The sequence below is a fragment of the Thermophagus sp. OGC60D27 genome (assembly GCF_052400625.1).
Lineage (GTDB): Bacteria > Bacteroidota > Bacteroidia > Bacteroidales > Marinilabiliaceae > Thermophagus.
The window spans coordinates 99211-119962 of the sequence record NZ_JBQTGH010000002.1 but is presented as its reverse complement, the minus strand read 5'-3'; the positions used below and the strand labels follow the sequence as shown (position 1 = coordinate 119962).

Sequence of the window (20752 nt, the reverse complement as noted above, 5' to 3'; positions counted from 1 at the left end):
GTAAATGATGCAATTGTTGATGATTTTAAAGTTAAATAGATATGAGAGATAAAGTTTTGAAATTCAGGATTGATAAAGAATTAGAGGAATGGTTGAACGGCCTAAAGGAAGAAACAGGTCTAACCGTATCAAAGATAATTAGGATTCTTATCGAGGATTATCGGAAATATTTCGAATTTAAAAGAGGTAAAGGGGGGGATTTATTAAATAATTGATAATCAGGTTTAAACCAATCGGCGTAGTCATTTTTTTACTCTGTCTACTTTTAAGGGGTTGGGTATCAATTGGTTTTATGTATGTAGAAATATAGATATTTTAATTTAAGTAATAAGGCTATCGTAATTGATAGCCTTTTGTTTTTTTGTACCAAAATTGTACCAAATTTAATTCTTTAATTTTCCTAATTGTTTAGCTTAAAGCGCTGTAACTCAATTACATAGTTGTCCCGCTAGGATTCGAACCCAGACTAAGAGAACCAAAATCTCCTGTGCTACCTTTACACCACGGGACAAACAGTGGTTGCTTTTCTCAAAAGCGATGCAAATATAGAATGTTTTTGGGTAACCTACAAAAAATATTTTTTAAAAAATTATCGGGTATTCATTTTTCTGTTTGTTTTTGCAAGGCAATTGCCATAGTTTAGCAGTCAAAAGAATTTTATAATGAGGTGGTTTATTCCAGTATTGAGACGAAATTTATCGGGCTTGTTGGTTTTAATGACCAGTTTAATTGTATATTTTTTTACCGTTTCTCCCACGGTCAGCTTTTGGGATTGTGGTGAATTTATTGCCTCGGCATATCGTCTTCAGGTGCCCCATCCTCCAGGAGCACCGGTTTATTTATTATTAGCACGTTTTTTTTCCATGTGGGTGTCGGATGCTTCTATGGTGGCCTTTAGCATTAACATTTTATCGGTAATCGCTTCAACATTCTCAGTGTTTTTTCTTTATAAAATTTTGCTTTTGCTTCTGGGAGTTATGACTACTGGGGAGACGCTTAAGAAAAGGCTCTTTATGGAGATGGCATCAGTTGCTGGAGCCCTTATGTTTGCTTTTACCGATAGTATGTGGTATTCGGCGGTCGAAAGTGAGGTATATGCTTCATCTCTTTTTTTCTCCATGATAACGTTGTGGTTGTTTTTGTCGTGGTATTTGAGAGAAAAAGATTCCTCCAGATTATTTTTTTTAGGGGTATATCTATTAGGGCTGTCGATTGGAGTCCATTTGCTGAATCTTTTGTTTATTCCTGTTTTTGTAATGCTCTTTGTCTGGAAAGTCCGGGGACATACTGTGAAATTTACCATCCAAGGGATATTGTTGGGGGTGTTTTTATTAGGGGTAATACATTGGGGATTAATTGTGAACGGGTTGGTTCCGGCCATGTGTCTGGAAGGATGGCTGGTAAACGATCTGGGTTTTCCAAAGCATTCCGGTTTAATAGTTTTTGCGGTAGTCTTGGGGGGAATTCATGTCTTGGGTTTGATATTGACCTGTCGCAGTCGCCCGGTCTTTCATTTTGGTTTTTTGGTTTCTACACTGATTTTGATAGGGTGGTTTTCGTATGCTTTTGTTCTCATACGAGCCGAGGCCGGATGTCCCATTAACATGAATAGTCCAGATAACGTATTTTCTTTGAATGAATATATCAATCGTACTCAGTATGGAAATCGGCCCTTGTTATATGGCCATCATGCAGGTGCTAAAGTTGTTGGATGGGAACAAAAAAAACGCATGATTTATGATGATGAAGGAAAGAGATATAAAGAAGTCGCTTCCAATATGGATCTTTATTTCAGTTCCGAGGATATGGTTTGGTTTCCCAGAATATACAGCCGTCTGCCTCAACATATAGAAGGTTATCAATGGTGGTTGGGGGAGTCGCCATTGAATCGGAAACCTGGATTGTTTTCGCAGGTGTCATTTTTTTTGCGATATCAAATGGGATTTAGTTTTCTTAGATATATAATGTGGAATTTCGTAGGACGTCAGAATGATAGTCAGGGGCATGGTGATATTTTGTCCGGTAATTGGGCAACAGGCATTGGTCTGGTTGATGGATATCGTCTGGGAAGCAGAAAATACCCGCTTGCGGAAGATATTTATAGCTCATCGGCCAATCATTATTTTGGTATTCCGTTGTTTTTTACATTGGTTGGTTTATTGTTTTTGTTGAGAGAAGGAAGAGGTCGAAAACGGATCCTTGTTTTGTTAGGTTTAATCTTTGTAATGACCGGCCCAGCAGTTGTTTTTTATCTTAATCAACCGCCTTTTGAGCCGAGAGAGCGTGACTATGTGTATATTGCGGCATATATGAGTCTTTCTGCAATAGGAGGGGTTGGTGTTTTTGCTTTGTTGAAGGGAATTTACAGAATCTCCGCATCTAATGTCACCCTGCTTCTGTCGGGACTATTAATTTTGCTTGCAGGGCCTGGACTGTTGTTTTCTGTCAATTTGAATGACCATAACCGGTCGTCTCGTTATTTGGCACACGATTTGGCCATTTCTCAACTTCGTAGCTGTCCCCCCAATGCCATTTTATTTACTTATGGGGATAATGATACCTATCCTTTATGGTATGCGCAGCAGGTTGAAAATATTAGAATGGATGTGCGGATTGTAAACTTGGGACTGTTGAGTGCACCTTGGTATGTAAAGCAGATTAAAAAAGCAGTTCAGGGCTCAGGAGGACTTTCGTTGACGTTGCCTTTTGATTTTTATTTGAATCATCAATTGGACTATGTCGGTGTATCGCGTTCTGACCTTTCGCCGGTTGAGGGGTCTCAAGCTTTGTTACAGCTAAAAAGACAATTGTCGGGATTGTCGGCGAAAGATCAATTGTTAGGTGAAGAATTGGCGCCAGTTTGGGAGTTACGATTACCCAATGAAGAGGTTTTGGTTTGGCGTTTATCCCCTGGTTATCTTTCGACAGGGAGTTTGGTTCTTTATGATATTATTTCTTCTAATATTGAAAATCATGCGGTTTGTTTTACTCGAAATGTTGATCGGAGTGCCCTTCATGGACTTGACCATCATTTTATTCCGCGGGGTTTGGTTTGGCAAGTAGGGCAAACCAATTCAGAAAATGGGGTACAGGGAGTATTGGCTGACTATTCTTTGTTTATGGATAGTATCAGAATAGGTAGGTCATCAGAAGTTTGGTGGGATAATACCTGTCGCCAGGCACTTGATGCGGCCGGGTATCGTGAAGCAGTTATTGACCTGTCTCATCGTTTGCTGAGCTCAGGATACCAATCTAATGTTGTCCGCCTTTTAAAGAAGAGTATTAAAGAATATCCCTATTCTCCCTATATGCCTCAGTTATCAATGGTTGAAATGGCCCGCTTACTAGTCCAATGCAATGAGAAGGCCGAAGCTGAAAAATTGGTGCGGGATATTATTTACGTGAATCTCCAGGATGTTTATTATTTCGTTTATTCAGGCTTTGATACCAGTTATGTAAAGCATCGGTATTGTGAGCTGTTCGGCCAATTGAGGGCGCTGGCAGAAGATCTTGACCTCACAGGACTTCTTGCTCAGATAGATACAGAACTCCATTATCTTTGCGGATTTTGATTTGAGGATCAGAGAAGGTAGCAAAAACCAAAAATATGGGATATTACTAACTTTTATGTATTTTTGGCAGGCTTGCAGTTCCTTGGGAAAAATATAGAAATAAATAAACTTTAAGCAGAGTCTCTATTTGTGAATATTGCTCTTAAAGAGAGGGTTGTATAAAATAGATGTTGATGTGAGAGTTGTTGGGTTTTTGTAAGCTTGATTTTATCTTGATAATAGTTGCAAAATATAACCATTAACAAATTAGATAGTCACCACTAGCCCCGATTTAAGGGGAAGATGCTGGACCCAATAAAACAGACAAACAATATACTGATGAAGCATTACAAAAATTACAATTTGGCAACAGGCTGGCTTACTTTTTTTATTTCAGCTTTTGTTTATTTGTCAACTATTGAGCCCACTGCCAGTTTTTGGGACTGTGGCGAATTCATAGCCTCTTCTTATAAGCTGTTGGTAGGTCATCCTCCGGGAGCACCTTTTTTTATGATATTGGGACGATTCTTCACTTTATTTGCCCCGGATAGTACGCATGTGGCAGCAATGGTAAATTCAATGTCTGCTTTGGCCAGTGCGTTGACCATAGCCTTTTTGTTTTGGACCATTACCCATCTGGCACGTAAGATTTTTGTAGATAATCATGAGCATGCCGAGATCTGGAGATATTGGGCGGTGCTAGGCAGTGGATTTGTTGGTGCTATGGCCTATACTTTTACCGACACCTTTTGGTTTTCTGCGGTGGAAGGAGAAGTATATGCGATGTCTAGTTTGTTTACAGCTGTTGTTTTTTGGGCGATCTTAAAATGGGAGAATATAGCCGATCAACCCTATGCCAATCGCTGGCTCATTTTTATCGCCTATTTGATGGGGCTTTCTATCGGGGTTCACCTGCTTAATTTGTTGGCCATTCCTGCAATCGCGATGGTTATTTATTTTAAAAATTTTGAAATCAATAAGAATAATACCATTAAAGCACTGGCTATCTCTGCATTTGTGTTATTGTTTATCCTTTATGGAATTATTCCGGGCGTCCCTAAAATTGCAGGGATTTTTGAATTGGCCTTTGTGAATGGAATGGGACTACCATTTAATTCCGGTTTGTTTGTGTATTTGGTATTACTGGTGGGTGGTTTGATTTATGGTATTTATTATACTTACATCCGAGGGAAAGTACTGATGAATACGATTCTGACTGCTGTAACGGTTATTATTTTTGGATATTCTTCATTTGCGCTTATTATGATTCGTTCTTCGGCGCAACCCACGATGGATCAAAACTCTCCTGATAACGTTTTTGCACTTATTTCCTATTTGAACAGGGAGCAGTATGGTGATCGCCCATTATTTGTAGGTGAATATTATAACTCTCCTGTTGATAGGGAGGCAACCCAGCAGAAAAAAGGCTCGCCCATAAGAATTCAGAAAGACGGACGGTATGAGATTGTACAATATCGTCCCGAGTATGTGTTTGATTCCAGAACCACGACTTTTTTCCCGAGGATGTACAGCCGACAGGCTAGCCATATTGAAGAATATAAGCGTTGGGCTAATATAAAAGGAAAACCAGTGTCCATCATGGACGTACAGGGGACTCCTCAAACTATTCAGTTGCCCACCTTTGGTGAAAATCTGAGATTCTTTTTTAACTATCAGATTCGGTACATGTATTGGCGTTATTTTATGTGGAATTTTGTGGGGCGCCAGAATGATATCCAAGGCAACGGTGAATTACATTATGGTAACTGGATTTCCGGAATTCCATTCGTCGATGATGCCTTGTATGGAGACCAGTCAAAATTGCCTGATCATTTAAAGAACAATCCTGCCAGAAATACTTATTTCTTCCTTCCGTTTATATTAGGATTATTGGGATTATTGTTTCAATATCATTCCGGGAAGAAAGGGAAACAGGGATTCTGGATTGTCATGTTACTGTTTTTTCTTACAGGCCTGGCCATTGTGTTATATCTAAATCAGACGCCTCTTCAGCCTCGGGAACGGGATTATGCATACGCTGGTTCCTTCTATGCTTTTTCCATATGGATTGGTTTGGGCGTTCTGGCATTGGTGGATGGTCTGAAACGATTGACGGGAGGGAAGGTCGCCGCTGTAGTTGGCTCTTTAGTGTCTTTGGTTTTGGTTCCAGGAATTTTGGCTGCCGAAAACTGGGATGATCATGACCGCTCACACAGGACGGTGGCGCGTGATCTGGCGAAGAATTATTTGAATACCATTGATGAAAATGGAATTATTTTCACCAATGGTGACAACGATACTTTCCCCTTGTGGTATGTGCAGGAAGTAGAAGGAGTAAGAACAGATGTTCGAGTTTGTAATCTAAGTTATTTGCAGACCGATTGGTATATTGATCAAATGAAGCGTAAATCCTACGAATCAGATCCTCTTCCTATCTCTTTAGAGCACGATCAGTATGTTACTGGTAAGCGTGATATGGTATATCTGATTGATCGGGTTAAAGGTGATGCTGATTTGAAGGAGGCCATGCAATTCTTGAAAAGTGAGAACGATCGTACCAAACGCGTACCAGGATACAGTGGGCGAATTGAATATCTTCCCTCCAATTCATTTACCCTTGCAGCCGATAGTCTTAAGTTGTTGCAGAAGAGATATGTGAGTGAACAATATGCACATTTGATGGATTCAGCAATGCATATCAGTTTGGGAAGCAAAGATTACATTTTAAAAAATGAGATGATTGTTCTGGATATGCTTGCGACCAACGATTGGAATCGTCCGATATTTTATGCTGTTACAGTTGGTGGCGAAAATTATGTGGGGTTAGGTAATTATTTCCAACTCGAAGGTTTTGGCTATCGGATTGTTCCGATAAAAGTAAACAGCAAAGATGGCATGACCGGTCGTGTGGATACGGAAAAAGCCTACCGGAATTTCATGGAAGTTTATGATCTGGAGAATTTTAAGGATCCCCGTGTATATCTTGATGAAAACCATCAGCGGATGGCGATAAATATTCGAAATAATATGGGTCGACTTGCCAATGCATTATTGGATGAGGGAAAAACAGAAAAAGCATTGAATATCCTGAATAAGGCCTTGGATGTTATTCCTCCTGACAGGGTGCATCATAACTATTTTTCTATATTTCTGGCTGAAGGATATTACAGGGCTGAACAAAAAGAAAAAGGAGATGAGATACTGGAAGGGTTGGCTTCTATTAACTTTCAGGAGTTAGATTTCTTTTTGTCCCTGCCTCCTTCCAAACGTAATTTTGTGATGTCAGAGCTTCGTCGAACAATGGCCATATATGCTGAGATTATTCGTACGGCAGAAAATTTTGACAGGGAGGATTTATTGGAAAAATTAAAAAATGAATATGACAGTAGCCTGCAGAAGACGGGCTTTTTTGAATAGACGTTCTGAATGGATTACACAACCTCCTCTTTTAATGAGGAGGTTGTTTCCTAAAAGGGTTCTGTGGCGAGCTAAAGTGGATGATAAACGCATCTTCCTTACGTTTGATGACGGACCAGTTCCCGGGATTACCCCCTGGGTTATTGATCAGCTTAGAAAGTATGGGTTCCGGGCTACTTTTTTTTGTGTGGGGGATAATGTGAGAAAATATCCTAGAATATTTTCTCAGTTAAAGCAGGCCAGCTTTGAAACTGCCATACATGGGTTTCACCATAGACCTGCGCATCGATTGACGAGAGCAGAATTCGATACAGAACTCAGGCGGAGTATTGAATTAAATTCCCATGCTTGTTGGTACCGGCCTCCTCATGGTATTCTTATTCCATGGCGTGCTTCGCAAATTGGGAAATACCATTTAAATATTGCCATGTGGGATGTCTTGTCGCAAGATTATGATCGCACCCTTAACCCGGAAACCATAATAGATAATGTAATAGGCCATGTACGCCCTGGTTCATTGATCGTTTTTCATGATTCGTTGAAGGCATGGCCCAACTTAAAGAAAGCCTTGCCCGTAGTTTTGTCATGGCTATCCGAAAAAGGATATCAAACAGATATATTGAGTTCATTAAACCAAAACATAAGAAAGTTATGAATATTCTTCTCATCGGGTCTGGAGGTCGAGAGCATGCATTGGCATGGAAAATGCGGGTGAGTCCATTGCTTGATCAACTGTTTATTGCACCCGGGAATGCAGGAACTTCTCTTTTGGGGCAAAATTTGAATATTGCGCCTGACGATTTTTCTGCCATTGGAAAGGCTGTACTGGAGTACCATATTGATATGGTAGTGGTGGGACCAGAAGTTCCACTGGTGAAAGGAATCGGAGATTATTTTCTGAATGATCCGAAATTGTCTGGTGTTCCTATTATTGGCCCCACCTCGCGGGGTGCACAATTGGAGGGAAGTAAAGAGTTTGCCAAACAGTTTATGTTGGCTCACAATATTCCTACGGCAAGATATCTGGCGGTAACTTCCGATACCATTGATGAGGGTGAGCGATTTCTAAAAAAGTTGAAGGCCCCCTACGTTCTTAAAGCTGATGGTCTTGCGGCAGGGAAAGGTGTTTTAATCGTTGAAGATTTGAATGAAGCATGTAACCAGCTGAGGGTGATGTTGGGTGGACAGTTTGGTAAAGCCAGTGAAACGGTGATTATTGAAGAATTTCTTTCAGGAATAGAATTGTCTGTTTTTGTTATAACGGATGGTCACAGCTATATGCTTCTTCCAGAGGCCAAGGATTACAAACGGATAGGAGAGGGTGATACCGGTCTGAATACTGGAGGAATGGGGGCTATTTCGCCGGTACCTTTTGCCGATGAAGAATTTATGGGAAAAGTAGAAGAGCGGATTATTAGGCCTACGATTGAAGGTCTCAATGAGGAGGGTATTTTGTATAAAGGATTTATCTTTTTCGGCTTAATAAATGTTGGGGGTGATCCTTTTGTGATAGAATATAATGTTAGAATGGGAGATCCAGAAACAGAGGTTGTTATACCTAGGCTTAGAAGTGATTTAGTGGAAATATTTAAAGCCGTGGCTGCCGGTAATCTGAAAGATTTGAAGCCCACAATAGATTCTAGAACTGCAGCGACTGTTATGTTGGTTTCAGGCGGGTATCCGGGAAGTTATGAAAAAGGGAAAAACATTTTAAGCCTTGATCACGTAGAAGGCAGTATTGTCTTTCATGCGGGTACCACTATATCAAATGGAGTGATTACTTCTGGTGGCAGGGTGCTGGCGATAACATCCCTTGGTAATTCTATAGATGAAGCTTTGGAGAAATCTTATGAAAATGCCAAGGTTATAAATTTTGAGAATAAATATTACCGAAAAGACATCGGATTTGATTTAAAGTAATTTGAACATGCTTTACAGGACGCTGCACAACAACAGCCTCGTGGCTTTTATTTTAGTTCCGGTTATTTTGTTATTGTTTTGGGTTCGGGTTTTTCTTTTTGAGGGAGCCGGGCCTATAAGTTTTGATGGTATCTCCATGCCATTATGGGAGTGGTTGGTACGTCCCATATTTGGACAGAGTGCAATTGGGGCGGCTGCGTTTTCATATGTTTTGGTTGTATTAACGGCATTTACGGTCAACCGGATGGTTGGCCGTTATGGTTTAATGGGCCGCCAATCTGTTTTGCCTGCAGTTTTGTATGGTCTGCTTGTGAGTGGTTTTTTGGTGGTGCAACGGTTGAATGTTGTATGGATGTATAATTTGTTTTTTTTGCTGGCAATTGAACGTGTTTTGGGCATTGTAAACCATGGCCGGCAGGAAGGACGCAGCTTTGATGCATCACTTTTGATAGGAATAGGGTCTCTGATGTATGCAAAAGGATTATACTTGTATCCTTTGCTTTTGGTGGTGATGGGAGGTCTTCGTTATCTGACATTTAGAACGTTTGTTGCCAGTTTAATGGGGCTTTTGTTGCCGTTTGTTTTAAGTGCTGGCTATTTTTTCTTTTTGGGGAGATTTATGGAATTTGGGGTCTTTATTGTTTTTAATTTACTCTCCAATACAGGCCAGCTTAGTCACAATCTTGGCACGCGTATTTATTTGCCACTTTTGGTTTTTTTAACGCTATTGGCAATCATAAATGTATTTCGGTATCTTCCAACTCAAAAAATTATTAATCGAAAAATATTCAGAGTTATAGTTTGGTTAATTCTATTGACGGCAGGTGCGTGTCTTACTCCATTCTTTTCTGTGGAGCTGACTCCAATGGTGGCTGTAGGTCCGTCAGTGGTATTGGCATTCTGGTTTGATAAGATATCGGGAAAATTTTGGCAGGAAACCCTTTTATGGTTGATGGTAGGAATAGCAGTATTAGCACAATTCTTCCTAAATGGATAATCAGTGCTATATCCATTTTTGAAGGGTGTGCTGAAGGTCGTTTAATTTGACTGGTTTTCCTATATAGTCGTTCATCCCGACTTCCAGACATTTTTCACGGTCACCTTTTAATACATTTGCTGTCATGGCGATAATTGGAGTGGAAATACCAGCTTTTCGTAATTCTTTTGTGGCATCAAGACCATTCAATAATGGCATTTGTATATCCATTAATATCAAATCAAAATTTTCTTTTTTGTTCAGAATCAAGTTGACAGCCTCCTGTCCATTGGATGAAATGACTGTTTGAAGGCCGATTCTTTCTAACATCTTTTCTGTGATTTTCTGATTAATCGGATTATCTTCTACCAATAAAATTTTCTTATTCTTGTGAGATGAAGAGGAAACTAATTTTTTGTTTTTTTCTGTGTTTGGATCGTTAAAAAACAGTTGATTAATAGTATTGAAAAGAAGAGTTTGTTTAATTGGTTTTTCCATTATTACATCAAACCCATCCATTGCTGAGATTCTTCGAGACGAGAATAATATGGTTTTAACGTTAGTCGGACGTTGCTTGAGTTGATTGATGAGGAGTTGGTCTGGTGCGTTGAGGTTTAGAATATGGGAATTAATAATGATAAGATTAAAATTATTGTTTTCCTGAATTTTTTGAAAGGCAGACTTCTCATCGTTGGCCACTTCCGGTGAAATACCCCAATTATAAAACATCTTTTTTATAAGGAGGAGGTTGGTCCGGTGATTATCGACAATAAGGGCTTTAAGAGTATTCATCTTGGGGTTTTTAATGTCGATATTTGTTTTGTTTTTGTCAAAGGTAAATGGAAGAATAAAATGAAAGACAGAGCCGGGATTTTCTTTTGACCAGGCAAAACTGGGATTGGGGCTTTCTACCCATATTTTACCCCCCATCAGTTCAACTAGCATTTTTGAGATGCTCGTACCCAAACCAGTTCCTCCATATTTTCTGGTTGTAGATCCATCTGCCTGAGTAAACGATTCGAAAATTTTTTCTTTCTTTTCTGAAGGAATCCCGATTCCTGAATCCTCAATGGCAAAATGGAGAAGGATTTCTTTTCCATCCTTACGTTCCAAGTCCACTTTCAGTACGACTTCGCCTTCTTGTGTGAATTTCACAGCATTTCCCATCAGATTGATGATGACCTGAATGAGACGTCCTTCGTCTCCGATGATGATGGCAGGAATGGATTCATCTACTGATGCCATTAGTTCTAGGTTTTTTTCATGACTTCTAAAAGACATCTGATCCAGTAGGTAATCAACTGTTGAACGAAGATTGAAAGGGTATTTTTCAATTTTCATTTTTCCTGCTTCAATCTTTGAAAAATCGAGTATGTCGTTAATAATGTTCAGGAGATTGTCGCAAGAACGGCTAATTATGGTAAGAATGTTTTGTTGGTCTCGATTTAACCTAGTTTGTCCCAATAGTTCGGTTGCTCCAATAATTCCATTCATTGGAGTTCTTATTTCGTGACTCATATTGGCCAGAAACTCAGATTTAGCTTTGTTGGCTTCAGCTTCACGGCGCTGGATTTCTTTCTGTACAGTAATATCCATAAAAGCCTCAAGCATTATTTCCGTATGGTTGACTTTGACAGGGATAATGTTTTTCAGAATTGTCCGTGAAATATTGTTTTCTTCGACAGTAAGCCTTTCTTCCAAGGTGGTGATGGTAATTCCTGCAACTTCATCTTTATACTGATCCTTTTTTAGGGTTTGGAAGAGCTGGTGATAGTGATGTTTTTTTACAAATTCTAACGCATCCTCCAGATTGTCAAATCCCATTGTAGTAGCTGCTGTTAAATTAATCTCCTGAATATTTTTATTTTGATCGGTAATAAGAATACCTACAGGCAGATTTTCAGTGATTGTTTTTAGGGCTTCAATTGATTCTTTAAGCGACTGGGTTAGCAGTCTTTTTTCTGTCACATCTTCTTTAATGGCAATAAAGTTGGAAATGGTATTTTCTTCATTTAGGACGGGAGAAATGGATACTTGCTCCCAAATAATTTCTCCTTTCGAATTATAGGATTGAATTTCACCTTCCCACGATTTCCCTTCCTGAATGATGTCCAAAAGGCGTGCAGAAAAACTATCATCGTTTTTGGACTGAAGAAAATGAAGACTGGTTCCCTCTATTTCTTTTTTTGAAACATTGTTTCGTTTCTCAAATGTTTTATTGATATACTCGATAATACCGTGAGTATTAGTTATTAATATGGATACTGGGCTCTGCTCAACGGCTTTCAACAGCTTTTTGTTGGTTTCTTCTGCTTTTTGTCGGTTAATCAGTACAAGTCGGATCTGGTTAATGATGAGAAATGTAATGAACCCTGCGAGGAAAGAAAAAACTACCAAGCTAAGATACTTAAGTCGGGTGTATTTTTCAAAAACAATAAGGTGACGTTTGTTGAGCGCCGAAATGGTTTTACTAATCTTAAACGAGATCTGGTTTTCAAACTCATAAATTCTGGCAAGAATGCTTTCTGCTTGTTTTTGGTAAAAACTGATAGATTCCAGATTGGGTTGTTTGGCAGTGGGGGCAGAAATTAAAATACCTTCCAAAGAACCGGTAATTTTTGCAGAAAGGGATTGCAGTTCGTATAGTAAAGGGGCAATGTCTCTAATCTCTTGGATGGTCCCGGTATATTCATCATTACGGTATTTGATCACTTCTTGTATTCTATCCTGATCTTCCATGTTAACCGCTTTAATGACGGTTACATCTCCCCCTTTGTCCAGTTTTTCGAGAATATTGACCGATTGGGTGATGCGGTTTCGGATATCTTCTTGGATATTATTTAATTGTTGTGGATGTGTGATGGATGAAAAAGATTTAAAAATGAGATTAATATGGAGGAGGTTTTCTCTAAGTAAACCTTCCATTCTTTGTTTTTGCTCCTGATTGCGAATCGTTTCCTGATAGTGGATGGTGTGGTTACGGTCAAAGTAGTTGTCAATTAGGATAATGGCTGCTATGGTAATTACAAAAATTCCAAGTAACAAATATAGTTTGTTAATTAAGGGTTCATTAAAAAATCCCTTGCTGGAGGGAAAGGATAATCTCCCAAATATATTTTTTTCAGCTTTTTTCCCCAAAACAGATTCTATTAGTCGTCAATAAATAGATAATGCCATAAATACATACCATTGAAAAATACTCTTAATTCATTAGTATGGCAACAATAAATATACAATTAAATTGGCGAAGAAGGAAGTTCCGTTATTCCATATTTTCGGAAAAATTTTTTTCCGGAATGAGTTTTAAGTCGGTCGATATATTTTAATGCATTTTGTTTATTGGGCGCATCTTTAAGAATGGCCGCCAAAACTTGAAAAAATACCGTGTCTGAAGGAATATGAAGGGTGTCTGTTTTTAGTTCCATGACATCCGAGCTCAAATAGTCCGATGCCCAGTCTATCGCGACCTGGGACTGTCCGGAAGAGATATTTCTAAGGAGTCCTCTGGAGTCGGTTGTAAGGGACAATACCGATTTTACTACATCATTGTATACAGAGTGCTTCTTTAATAAGATTTCAGTAGCCTGTCCCAGCGAGCTGGTTTCGGGGTTGGCAAGAATAATTCCCAAATTGGTAGAGGTTAGTGTGGCAAAGTCACCATTAAAATTGAGTGGATTTCCTCTAGAGACCAAATAAATGAGTGTTTGATATCCAATAGGTATCGTATCTTCAAATAACTCTGGATTGGTCATTGACATGTTGTCGATAGCCAATCGACAGTCCGGGATAAATATGTCCGCTTCGCCGCGATAATGAATTAAATTGGATAGATTTCTTGCACAATCGTTTTGAATGCTGATTCTTATTCCTGTTTCCTTCTCAAATTCTGATGAGAATTCCCGAACTGAGGCCAGTATACCGTTTTCACAATAGATTACTAGTTTGCTGTCTGGCTCATTGTTTTTTTGTGTGTTTTTGCAATGCGTCAGAAAGCCGATTGAAATAATTGAGAGAATGGAAATAGCTATTTTGAAAATTTTCACAGTTTGTCCTCTATAATTTGTTATTATATAAATAAATTCATAAGAGGGTAATCTATTCCTCCAGTTGTAGGGATTCCGTACAAAATAAATTTTTCAACAAAAAAATATCTCTATCAAAGAAATCCAATTTCCTTCCAAATGGCTTTTATAAGAAGGATATCCTTCATTCATTCTCCTGAAAATGTTTAAATATTAAATGATCAGCATTGTTTGTGGTAACCTTCATCTCTAGGCTTGATTCATTCGGATGAAAAATATTGGCCGAACGTAATGCGCCTGAATTGCCTGAATTTTATACATGTTCTTCTTGGGCGAACACTTCAATACTCGTTTCATCAGTATAAAATTAGGTTAAATCATTGGTCTGATGGAACTCGCATGATCTTAAGTTTTATACATTCTCTTGTTGCGACAAACTCAGTTGGTCATGCTGGTTTCATTTGTAAAAAAGGGTTGCCAATTATTGTCTTAGGGTTGATTTGTGGGATGAGAGAGCCTATTTAGTGTTAATGGGTTTGATCGGGTGGGTGGGGAAATTATTTAAATGCCTGACATTAAAAATACTTTTCAATATCTTTTTCTAAAATACTTCTCTATAAAAATGAATTAAAAAGTCTTGTTGCAAGATACGATGCAATGAATATTTCTTCACGGAATTGGTCACAAAAATGAAGTCTTTGGTCAAAAGGAACCGTTCTTTGAGGACTCAATTTTGTGCTTATGGCTGATAAAGTGCTTTTTAATCCACCTGGGAACAAGAAAAGTTCCAATAAAGAGGTAGGGGTAATAGCTGATGATTCGCCACAAAAATGCAATGGCAATCCCAGTCCCCGCAGGAATGAATGCCGCCAGGAATTCCTTAAACACATATTCAGCAAATCCGCTACCTCCAGGTGTTGGACTAATCAGCATCATGATCCACATTACCAGTTGCTTTCCGAAAACATGTAGATGATCTTCCCAACCGAGCCATCTGATGCCAAAAAAAGTGATTATGAGCGTATTTACTACCCAGTATCTGGCAGTCCAACTGAAAAATGTAGCCCAAAACGCTTTCATCCATTGGTGTAATGGCCAACCTTTGAATTCTCTAGAAGCCTGAATTAAGTCGGTTCCTGATTCGTTGGCTTGTGGTCTCCATTTTCGGATAATGGGGAGCTTAAAAATCATTAACAGGAGCCACTTAAGACCGCGGGGATTGATGAATAATCCGTAGCTTAAAATTAGTGTGTAGATTAATTTTATGAAATATCCTCCCAAGGCTAGGAGGAAAAATTTGTTTTGAAACCATGGTATGGCTGGGGCTGATGGATCTAGGACAAATATATCTGACCGACCTAGAAAAAAAAGCAGAATAGGGAAGGTGAATATAAAGTATAACTCATCAAGAAAAGAGGTTACCATTACCACAGCCGTGCTACGTCCAACACTTATTCCTTCTTTGTTTACGAAAAAAATAGCAACGCTGGTGCCTCCTATTGCAGAGGGGGTAATTGCTGAAGTAAACTCCCAAAGCATTATAATATTAAAGGCTTTTCTCCATGTTAATTTTTTGTTGGTCAAAATGCGAAGTCTCAACATATAGCCAAAATCGCGAACTGCCATCAGTGCAAATGAAAAAAGGAGCCAGAAGAAAGACCATCCAGAGAAACTAATGAGGTTAAAACTATTGGGATCAAACTCCCGATATAGCAAATATGCGGTTACTGATAAACCAATTGCTATGGGAAGAAATATTCTGACCGGACGAATACTGCGTATGATTTTTCCTGAGTTGTCTGTCATTTCAGATATTCTGGCGATTGATGTTTGACATTGATAAATTCGAAGAGCTGGTATGATTTCGCCTCCAGAAACAATGGTTCGGGAATCAATGGCATCGCCTTCGAACTCAAAAGCTCATGTATTTTGGCTGAATAGGATCAAATTTAAGGTACAAAGTTACTGTATCCTAACCATAACGGAAAGATGGGTTGTTAAACTTTCTGAAATAGACATTAATTAAAATAAAAAAACCGGACTTTTTGCCCGGTTTATATTAATTTAGTAGGTGGAGATGAGGGGAGTCGAACCCCTGACCTCATGACTGCCAGTCATGCGCTCTAGCCAACTGAGCTACACCCCCTGATTTTGCTGTGCAAATATAAAGTAAATTTGGGAAATTGGACAAAAGATTTTTATGAAAAAATTATTCTGTGTGGATCCGGATCCTAATAATAGGACTTTAAATTTGTTTTTATTGTTGTTATAAAGGGATTTACAAGTTGATTGGTTGTTTCACTAAATTAAAAAGAACCCAAAAAAATGCGCAGAATTGGTAATAAAATCCTATTTTTAACGTCCCGTTTGGCATAATTTGCCTTAATTTGGGAATTAGAAACATTGAAAACCGTTTACAGTCATTAATTTAGGCACCAAAATTCGATTTTTATGGAAGTAAAGAAGTCGCCAAAAGCAGATTTGGAAAGCAAGAAGACCGTTTTCATGCAAATTGGTCTTGTTGTGGTGCTTTCTCTGGTTTTCATCGCCTTCGAGTGGACAACCACTGACACGAAAGTCAACGAAGGTTTGAAAATTGAGGAAGATGAAGTTGAAGAGGAGATCATTCCGATCACCCGTCAGGATGAAGTGAAACCCCCACCACCACCGCCACCACCAAAAGTGACCGACATTTTGAACATTGTTCAAGATGATGTGGAATTGGAAGAAGAGTTGATTATTCAGGACACTGAAGCTACTGAGGAGACTGAAGTGGATTTTACTGATATGACCACCGATGAGGAAGAGGAAGAAGCCCCGGTTTTCTTTATTGTAGAAGAGATGCCTGAATTCCCGGGTGGTGAGTTGGCGCTTCATAAGTATCTTGCCAGTACGATTGAATACCCGGTCATCGCGCAGGAAAATGGAATTCAAGGACGTGTTTATGTGAAGTTTGTTGTTAATACGGATGGTTCAATAACCGATGTGGAAATTGCTCGAGGTGTTGATCCCAGTCTTGACAAAGAGGCTTTAAGGGTAGTGAAAAGCATGCCTAAATGGAAGCCAGGGAAGCAGCGGGGAAAATCTGTAAGAGTTTCTTATACAGTACCTATAAACTTTGTATTGCAGTAAAACCTTAATGTTTTAAGAAGAAGATAAAAAAAGAGGCTGTCTTTTGGGACAGCCTCTTTTTTTATAATTTAAGTGGTAGATCGTTTTGAAAGGAAGACATTTTTTTAGCATTATTGAGATTTAAATAAATAGAATTACAATTCATTAATCAATTGCTTTTTGAAACGGATTGATTCTATCTTCTGACAATAAATTTGACAGGAGAAGATTGGTTTATTTCTGCCCGATCAATTAATAAAAAAGTCTTTTGAAATTTAAAACTATATAAATAAGGGATACATGCTTTAGAATCGGATATCTGAAATTTGTTTCGAAAAAGGATTTCGATTTTTAAGTTATTTTTAAACTCTTTGGATGGCTCTTCTTGTAATATGAGAGCTGAATTGACTCCTATTTTCAGGTTACTATTTTAACGTTTTATCCACCAATTTAAATTACTTTTGTCTTATCTGCCTATTAAAAGGACTAGTGAATTAATAATGGGATTCTCCGAAATGGACAATTTATTTCAATAATAAATGAAAACCAATGATGTGGAGGTTCTAAAGCTATATTTGAAAACTTAACAATTCTTACTTAATGAACGATCTGATATCTACAGCAAAAGAGATTGAAAAGGTAATTCTGGTTGCTGTGCGTACACCCGATGTGAGTGAGCAAGAAGTCAATGAATATCTTGAAGAATTGGCATTTCTGGCTGAAACGGCCGGGGCCGTTCCCGTTATGAGATTTGTTCAGTCGTTGTCGGTTCCGGATAAGCGCTTTTTTGTGGGAAGTGGAAAACTAGAAGAAATGGTCGCTTATGTAAAGGTTCATGAAGAGGTTAATGCTGTTATTTTTGATGATGAACTGACGCCTTCTCAGTTAAAAAATCTCGAAGAGGCTTTTCGTAGAAGAATTTTGGATCGCACTAATCTTATTCTGGATATATTTGCCAAGAGGGCACGGACAGCCCATGCTAAAACTCAAGTGGAATTGGCCCAGTATCAGTATTTGTTACCTAGGCTTACAAGAATGTGGACTCACCTGGAGCGACAACGTGGTGGAATTGGGATGCGTGGTCCTGGAGAAAAGGAGATCGAAACAGACCGTCGAATTATTCGGGATAAGATAGCAAAACTGAAAGCTGATCTTAATAAAATTGACAAGCAGAAAGCTACACAACGAAAAAACAGAGGAAAACTAGTTAGGGTGGCTTTAGTGGGATATACCAATGTAGGGAAGAGCACCATTATGAATGCGCTTACAAAAAGTAATGTTTTTGCCGAAAATAAATTGTTTGCGACCCTCGATACAACCGTCCGAAAAGTTGTGGTGGGTAATTTGCCTTTTTTGCTTTCTGACACTGTTGGTTTTATTCGAAAATTACCTCACCACTTAGTGGAATCGTTTAAGTCGACTTTGGATGAAGTGAGAGAAGCAGATATCTTATTACATGTGGTGGATATTTCTCATCCCGGTTTTGAGAAACAGATTGAAGTGGTAAATCAGACCCTCCATGAAATTAATGACCGGGAAAAACCGATGATTATGGTTTTTAATAAAATTGATGCATTTAAATACGTGCCGAAGGAAGAAGATGATCTGACACCTGCCACCAGGGAGAATTATTCTCTTGATGACCTAAAGAATAGTTGGATGGCTAAGAGTGGAAAAAGTATTTTTATTTCGGCTAAAGAGAAAAATAATTTTGAAGAGTTTCGGGAATTACTGTACAGAGAGGTGGTGAAAATTCATGTTACCCGGTTTCCATTTAATGATTTTCTTTATCCAATAATTGATCCTGATGAGGATCATTAATATTCATGCACTTTGGAAAAAATTACCCGGAAACATATAATTACGTTTCCGGGTGATTTTTTTTATAACGTAGTGATTAGTTCTTTTATAATTTTTGTCATATTGGGTTCTGCCTCGGCTGCTACTTTTTGCACTTCCTCGTGTGATATTTCTACGATTTGCCCCGGAACTCCGGAGTCGGTTATAATGCTAATTCCAAAGCAGGTAATTCCGGCATGACAGGCAACGATGACTTCCGGAACTGTAGACATGCCCACTGCGTCTCCACCAATAATTCGGAAAAACTTATATTCTGCCGGCGTTTCAAAAGTTGGACCGGATGTTCCCACATATACCCCTTTTCGGAGTGTGATACCGTGCTTGTCAGCAATGGAAAAAGCTTTTTCTGTGAGATCTTTACTGTAAGGTTCGCTCATATCCGGGAAACGTGGGCCCAGTTCCTCCAAATTTCTTCCGATGAGCGGGTTGTCTCCAAACATATTGATGTGGTCGGTAATAACCATGATATCCCCTACCTTATAATCGGGATTTAACCCTCCACTGGCATTTGATACGATTAGAGTCTTAATACCAAGGAATTGCATGACGCGAATAGGAAATGTGACCTGCTGCAAGGAGTATCCTTCGTAATAGTGGAACCGTCCTTGCATAGCGATTATCTCAGTATCCCCAATCTTTCCGAAAATGAGTCTGCCTTCATGGCCCTCAACAGTTGAAACGGGGAAATTGGGGATCTCCTGATAAGCAATAGTTGCCTGAATATCTATTTCTTTTACGAGGCCTCCGAGTCCCGTGCCCAGAACAATGGCTGTTTCTGCAGCAGGGGAATAATGTTTTCTAAGAAAACTTGCTGTTTCTTTTATTTCCTTTAACATAGTTATTTATAGTTTTCAGGAAGGGATCCTGTTGGTTAAATAGAATCGTTAGTTTAATTGGAACGTACCATATTTTATTTGATATTGCAAAATCCAGATCTTTTTGTAGTAAGCGAACCGCATCTTTTTCAGTGGTTAGTATAATGGTTTCCGGTCCGGATTGTTCTAGCATGAGATTAAGCTTTTTGATGTCTTTATCAGAAAAATTATGATGGTCCGGATAAGCGATAGTCTTTAGCACATTTCCCCTACGTCTTGCTTCTTTGAAAAAGGGATTTGGATTTCCAATGCCTGCTACTGCAATAATTGAGAGATTGGCTTCCCAAGTGGAATCGATCCTCGCTTGTTGTTTCCCCATTGTTGATAATGGCTTCGGTTGGCAATAAACAATGCTACTAAAAAACAGTTTTAGAGAAGAAGGTAGTGCCATACTTTTGCTGATTTTTAGAGCTTCTTCCCATGGTAAATTAGGAGGACATTTGTTAATAATAACGATTTTTGCCCGTTTTATGCCCTTCCTGGGCTCGCGAAGGTTTCCTGCAGGCAAACACCAATCTTGGTTTATTGGACGAAAATAATCCACAATTAGCATGGAGAGTCCTGGTTTAATAGCTCTGTGTTGAAAGGCATCGTCCAACAGAACTACTTCCGGACTAGGATTTGCTTTGAGAAGTATGTCCATTCCTAAAACACGCTTTTCTGCCACAACGACTTTAAGATCTGGGAATTTAAGCTTCATCTGCATGGGCTCATCACCAATGGTCGTAGAAGTGCTTTCTAGAGATGCCTCCAATGGCCCTTTTGTTTTTCTGCCATATCCCCGGCTGAGGAGTGCGCACCGGTATTGAGGGGAAAGATGCCTGATCAGGAATTCGGTCATGGGAGTTTTCCCGGTTCCACCCACAGTTAAATTTCCTATTGAGATTATTGGTATAGAATATGAGTGGCTTTTAAGTATTCTCTTATCATAAAGGAAATTCTTTATCCTGACAAGGATACAGAAGAGTATCGAAAAAGGATACAGTAAAATCCGAGGAGTCCATCTCATATTTTTCTATT

At 38.9% G+C, this 20752-nt stretch carries 13 protein-coding genes and 2 tRNA genes; 8 read left to right on the top strand and 7 right to left on the bottom strand.

All coding sequences use genetic code 11. The features are described 5' to 3' along the window. Positions 1 to 41 precede the first annotated feature (41 nt). A complete protein-coding gene (locus ACT29H_RS02640; RefSeq protein ID WP_444820039.1) occupies positions 42 to 215 on the top strand; it encodes a ribbon-helix-helix protein, CopG family in 174 nt (57 codons plus the stop codon). A 225-nt stretch (positions 216 to 440) separates the two neighbouring features. Here ACT29H_RS02640 and ACT29H_RS02635 read toward each other — a convergent pair. Beyond that, positions 441 to 511, bottom strand: a tRNA-Gln gene (locus ACT29H_RS02635). Between the two features lie 151 nt (positions 512 to 662). On the opposite strand from ACT29H_RS02635, the gene ACT29H_RS02630 reads away from it, so the two are divergent. From ACT29H_RS02630 to ACT29H_RS02610, 5 genes are all read left to right on the top strand, one after another. After that, on the top strand, positions 663 to 3572 hold the full coding sequence (locus tag ACT29H_RS02630) for a glycosyltransferase family 117 protein (protein ID WP_444820038.1): 2910 nt from the start codon (positions 663 to 665) through the stop codon (positions 3570 to 3572). A 318-nt stretch (positions 3573 to 3890) separates the two neighbouring features. After that, positions 3891 to 6968 carry a glycosyltransferase family 117 protein gene (locus tag ACT29H_RS02625; RefSeq protein WP_444820037.1) on the top strand — a complete coding sequence of 1026 codons (3078 nt, stop codon included), beginning with the start codon at positions 3891 to 3893 and terminating at the stop codon, positions 6966 to 6968. Then, positions 6925 to 7623: a polysaccharide deacetylase family protein gene (locus ACT29H_RS02620; protein ID WP_444820036.1), complete on the top strand. Its 699-nt coding sequence runs from the start codon at positions 6925 to 6927 to the stop codon at positions 7621 to 7623. Before ACT29H_RS02625 ends, ACT29H_RS02620 begins: the two co-directional genes overlap by 44 nt. After that, the gene (purD, locus tag ACT29H_RS02615; protein WP_444820035.1) at positions 7620 to 8888 is read left to right on the top strand and encodes a phosphoribosylamine--glycine ligase; all 1269 of its coding nucleotides are present in this window, start codon (positions 7620 to 7622) and stop codon (positions 8886 to 8888) included. Before ACT29H_RS02620 ends, purD begins: the two co-directional genes overlap by 4 nt. Positions 8889 to 8895: 7 nt before the next feature. Continuing rightward, the gene (locus ACT29H_RS02610) at positions 8896 to 9885 is read left to right on the top strand and encodes a hypothetical protein (protein WP_444820034.1); all 990 of its coding nucleotides are present in this window, start codon (positions 8896 to 8898) and stop codon (positions 9883 to 9885) included. Positions 9886 to 9891: 6 nt separating this feature from the next. Here the strand turns inward: ACT29H_RS02610 and ACT29H_RS02605 are convergent, their stop codons facing one another. The 4 genes from ACT29H_RS02605 to ACT29H_RS02590 form a co-directional block, all read right to left on the bottom strand. Beyond that, positions 9892 to 12909, bottom strand: coding sequence for a response regulator (locus ACT29H_RS02605; RefSeq protein WP_444820033.1), 3018 nt, complete (start codon positions 12907 to 12909; stop codon positions 9892 to 9894). Positions 12910 to 13100: 191 nt separating this feature from the next. Continuing rightward, positions 13101 to 13907: a substrate-binding domain-containing protein gene (locus ACT29H_RS02600; protein ID WP_444820032.1), complete on the bottom strand. Its 807-nt coding sequence runs from the start codon at positions 13905 to 13907 to the stop codon at positions 13101 to 13103. Positions 13908 to 14588: 681 nt separating this feature from the next. Further along, on the bottom strand, positions 14589 to 15692 hold the full coding sequence (locus tag ACT29H_RS02595) for a lysylphosphatidylglycerol synthase transmembrane domain-containing protein (RefSeq protein ID WP_444820031.1): 1104 nt from the start codon (positions 15690 to 15692) through the stop codon (positions 14589 to 14591). A gap of 266 nt (positions 15693 to 15958) precedes the next feature. Then, positions 15959 to 16032 (bottom strand) — tRNA-Ala (locus ACT29H_RS02590). 305 nt (positions 16033 to 16337) lie between these two features. Between ACT29H_RS02590 and ACT29H_RS02585 the strand changes: the two genes are divergently transcribed. Together ACT29H_RS02585 and hflX are read left to right on the top strand one after the other, a co-directional pair. Further along, complete coding sequence (locus ACT29H_RS02585) at positions 16338 to 17018, top strand: energy transducer TonB (protein WP_444820030.1); 681 nt, start codon at positions 16338 to 16340, stop codon at positions 17016 to 17018. Between the two features lie 579 nt (positions 17019 to 17597). Next, complete coding sequence (gene hflX / locus ACT29H_RS02580) at positions 17598 to 18818, top strand: GTPase HflX (protein ID WP_444820029.1); 1221 nt, start codon at positions 17598 to 17600, stop codon at positions 18816 to 18818. A gap of 62 nt (positions 18819 to 18880) precedes the next feature. Here hflX and ACT29H_RS02575 read toward each other — a convergent pair whose 3' ends face one another. Both ACT29H_RS02575 and lpxK read right to left on the bottom strand, forming a co-directional pair. Continuing rightward, on the bottom strand, positions 18881 to 19693 hold the full coding sequence (locus ACT29H_RS02575) for a purine-nucleoside phosphorylase (protein WP_444820028.1): 813 nt from the start codon (positions 19691 to 19693) through the stop codon (positions 18881 to 18883). After that, a complete protein-coding gene (gene lpxK, locus ACT29H_RS02570) occupies positions 19656 to 20741 on the bottom strand; it encodes a tetraacyldisaccharide 4'-kinase (RefSeq protein WP_444820027.1) in 1086 nt (361 codons plus the stop codon). Before lpxK ends, ACT29H_RS02575 begins: the two co-directional genes overlap by 38 nt. Positions 20742 to 20752: the final 11 nt, after the last annotated feature.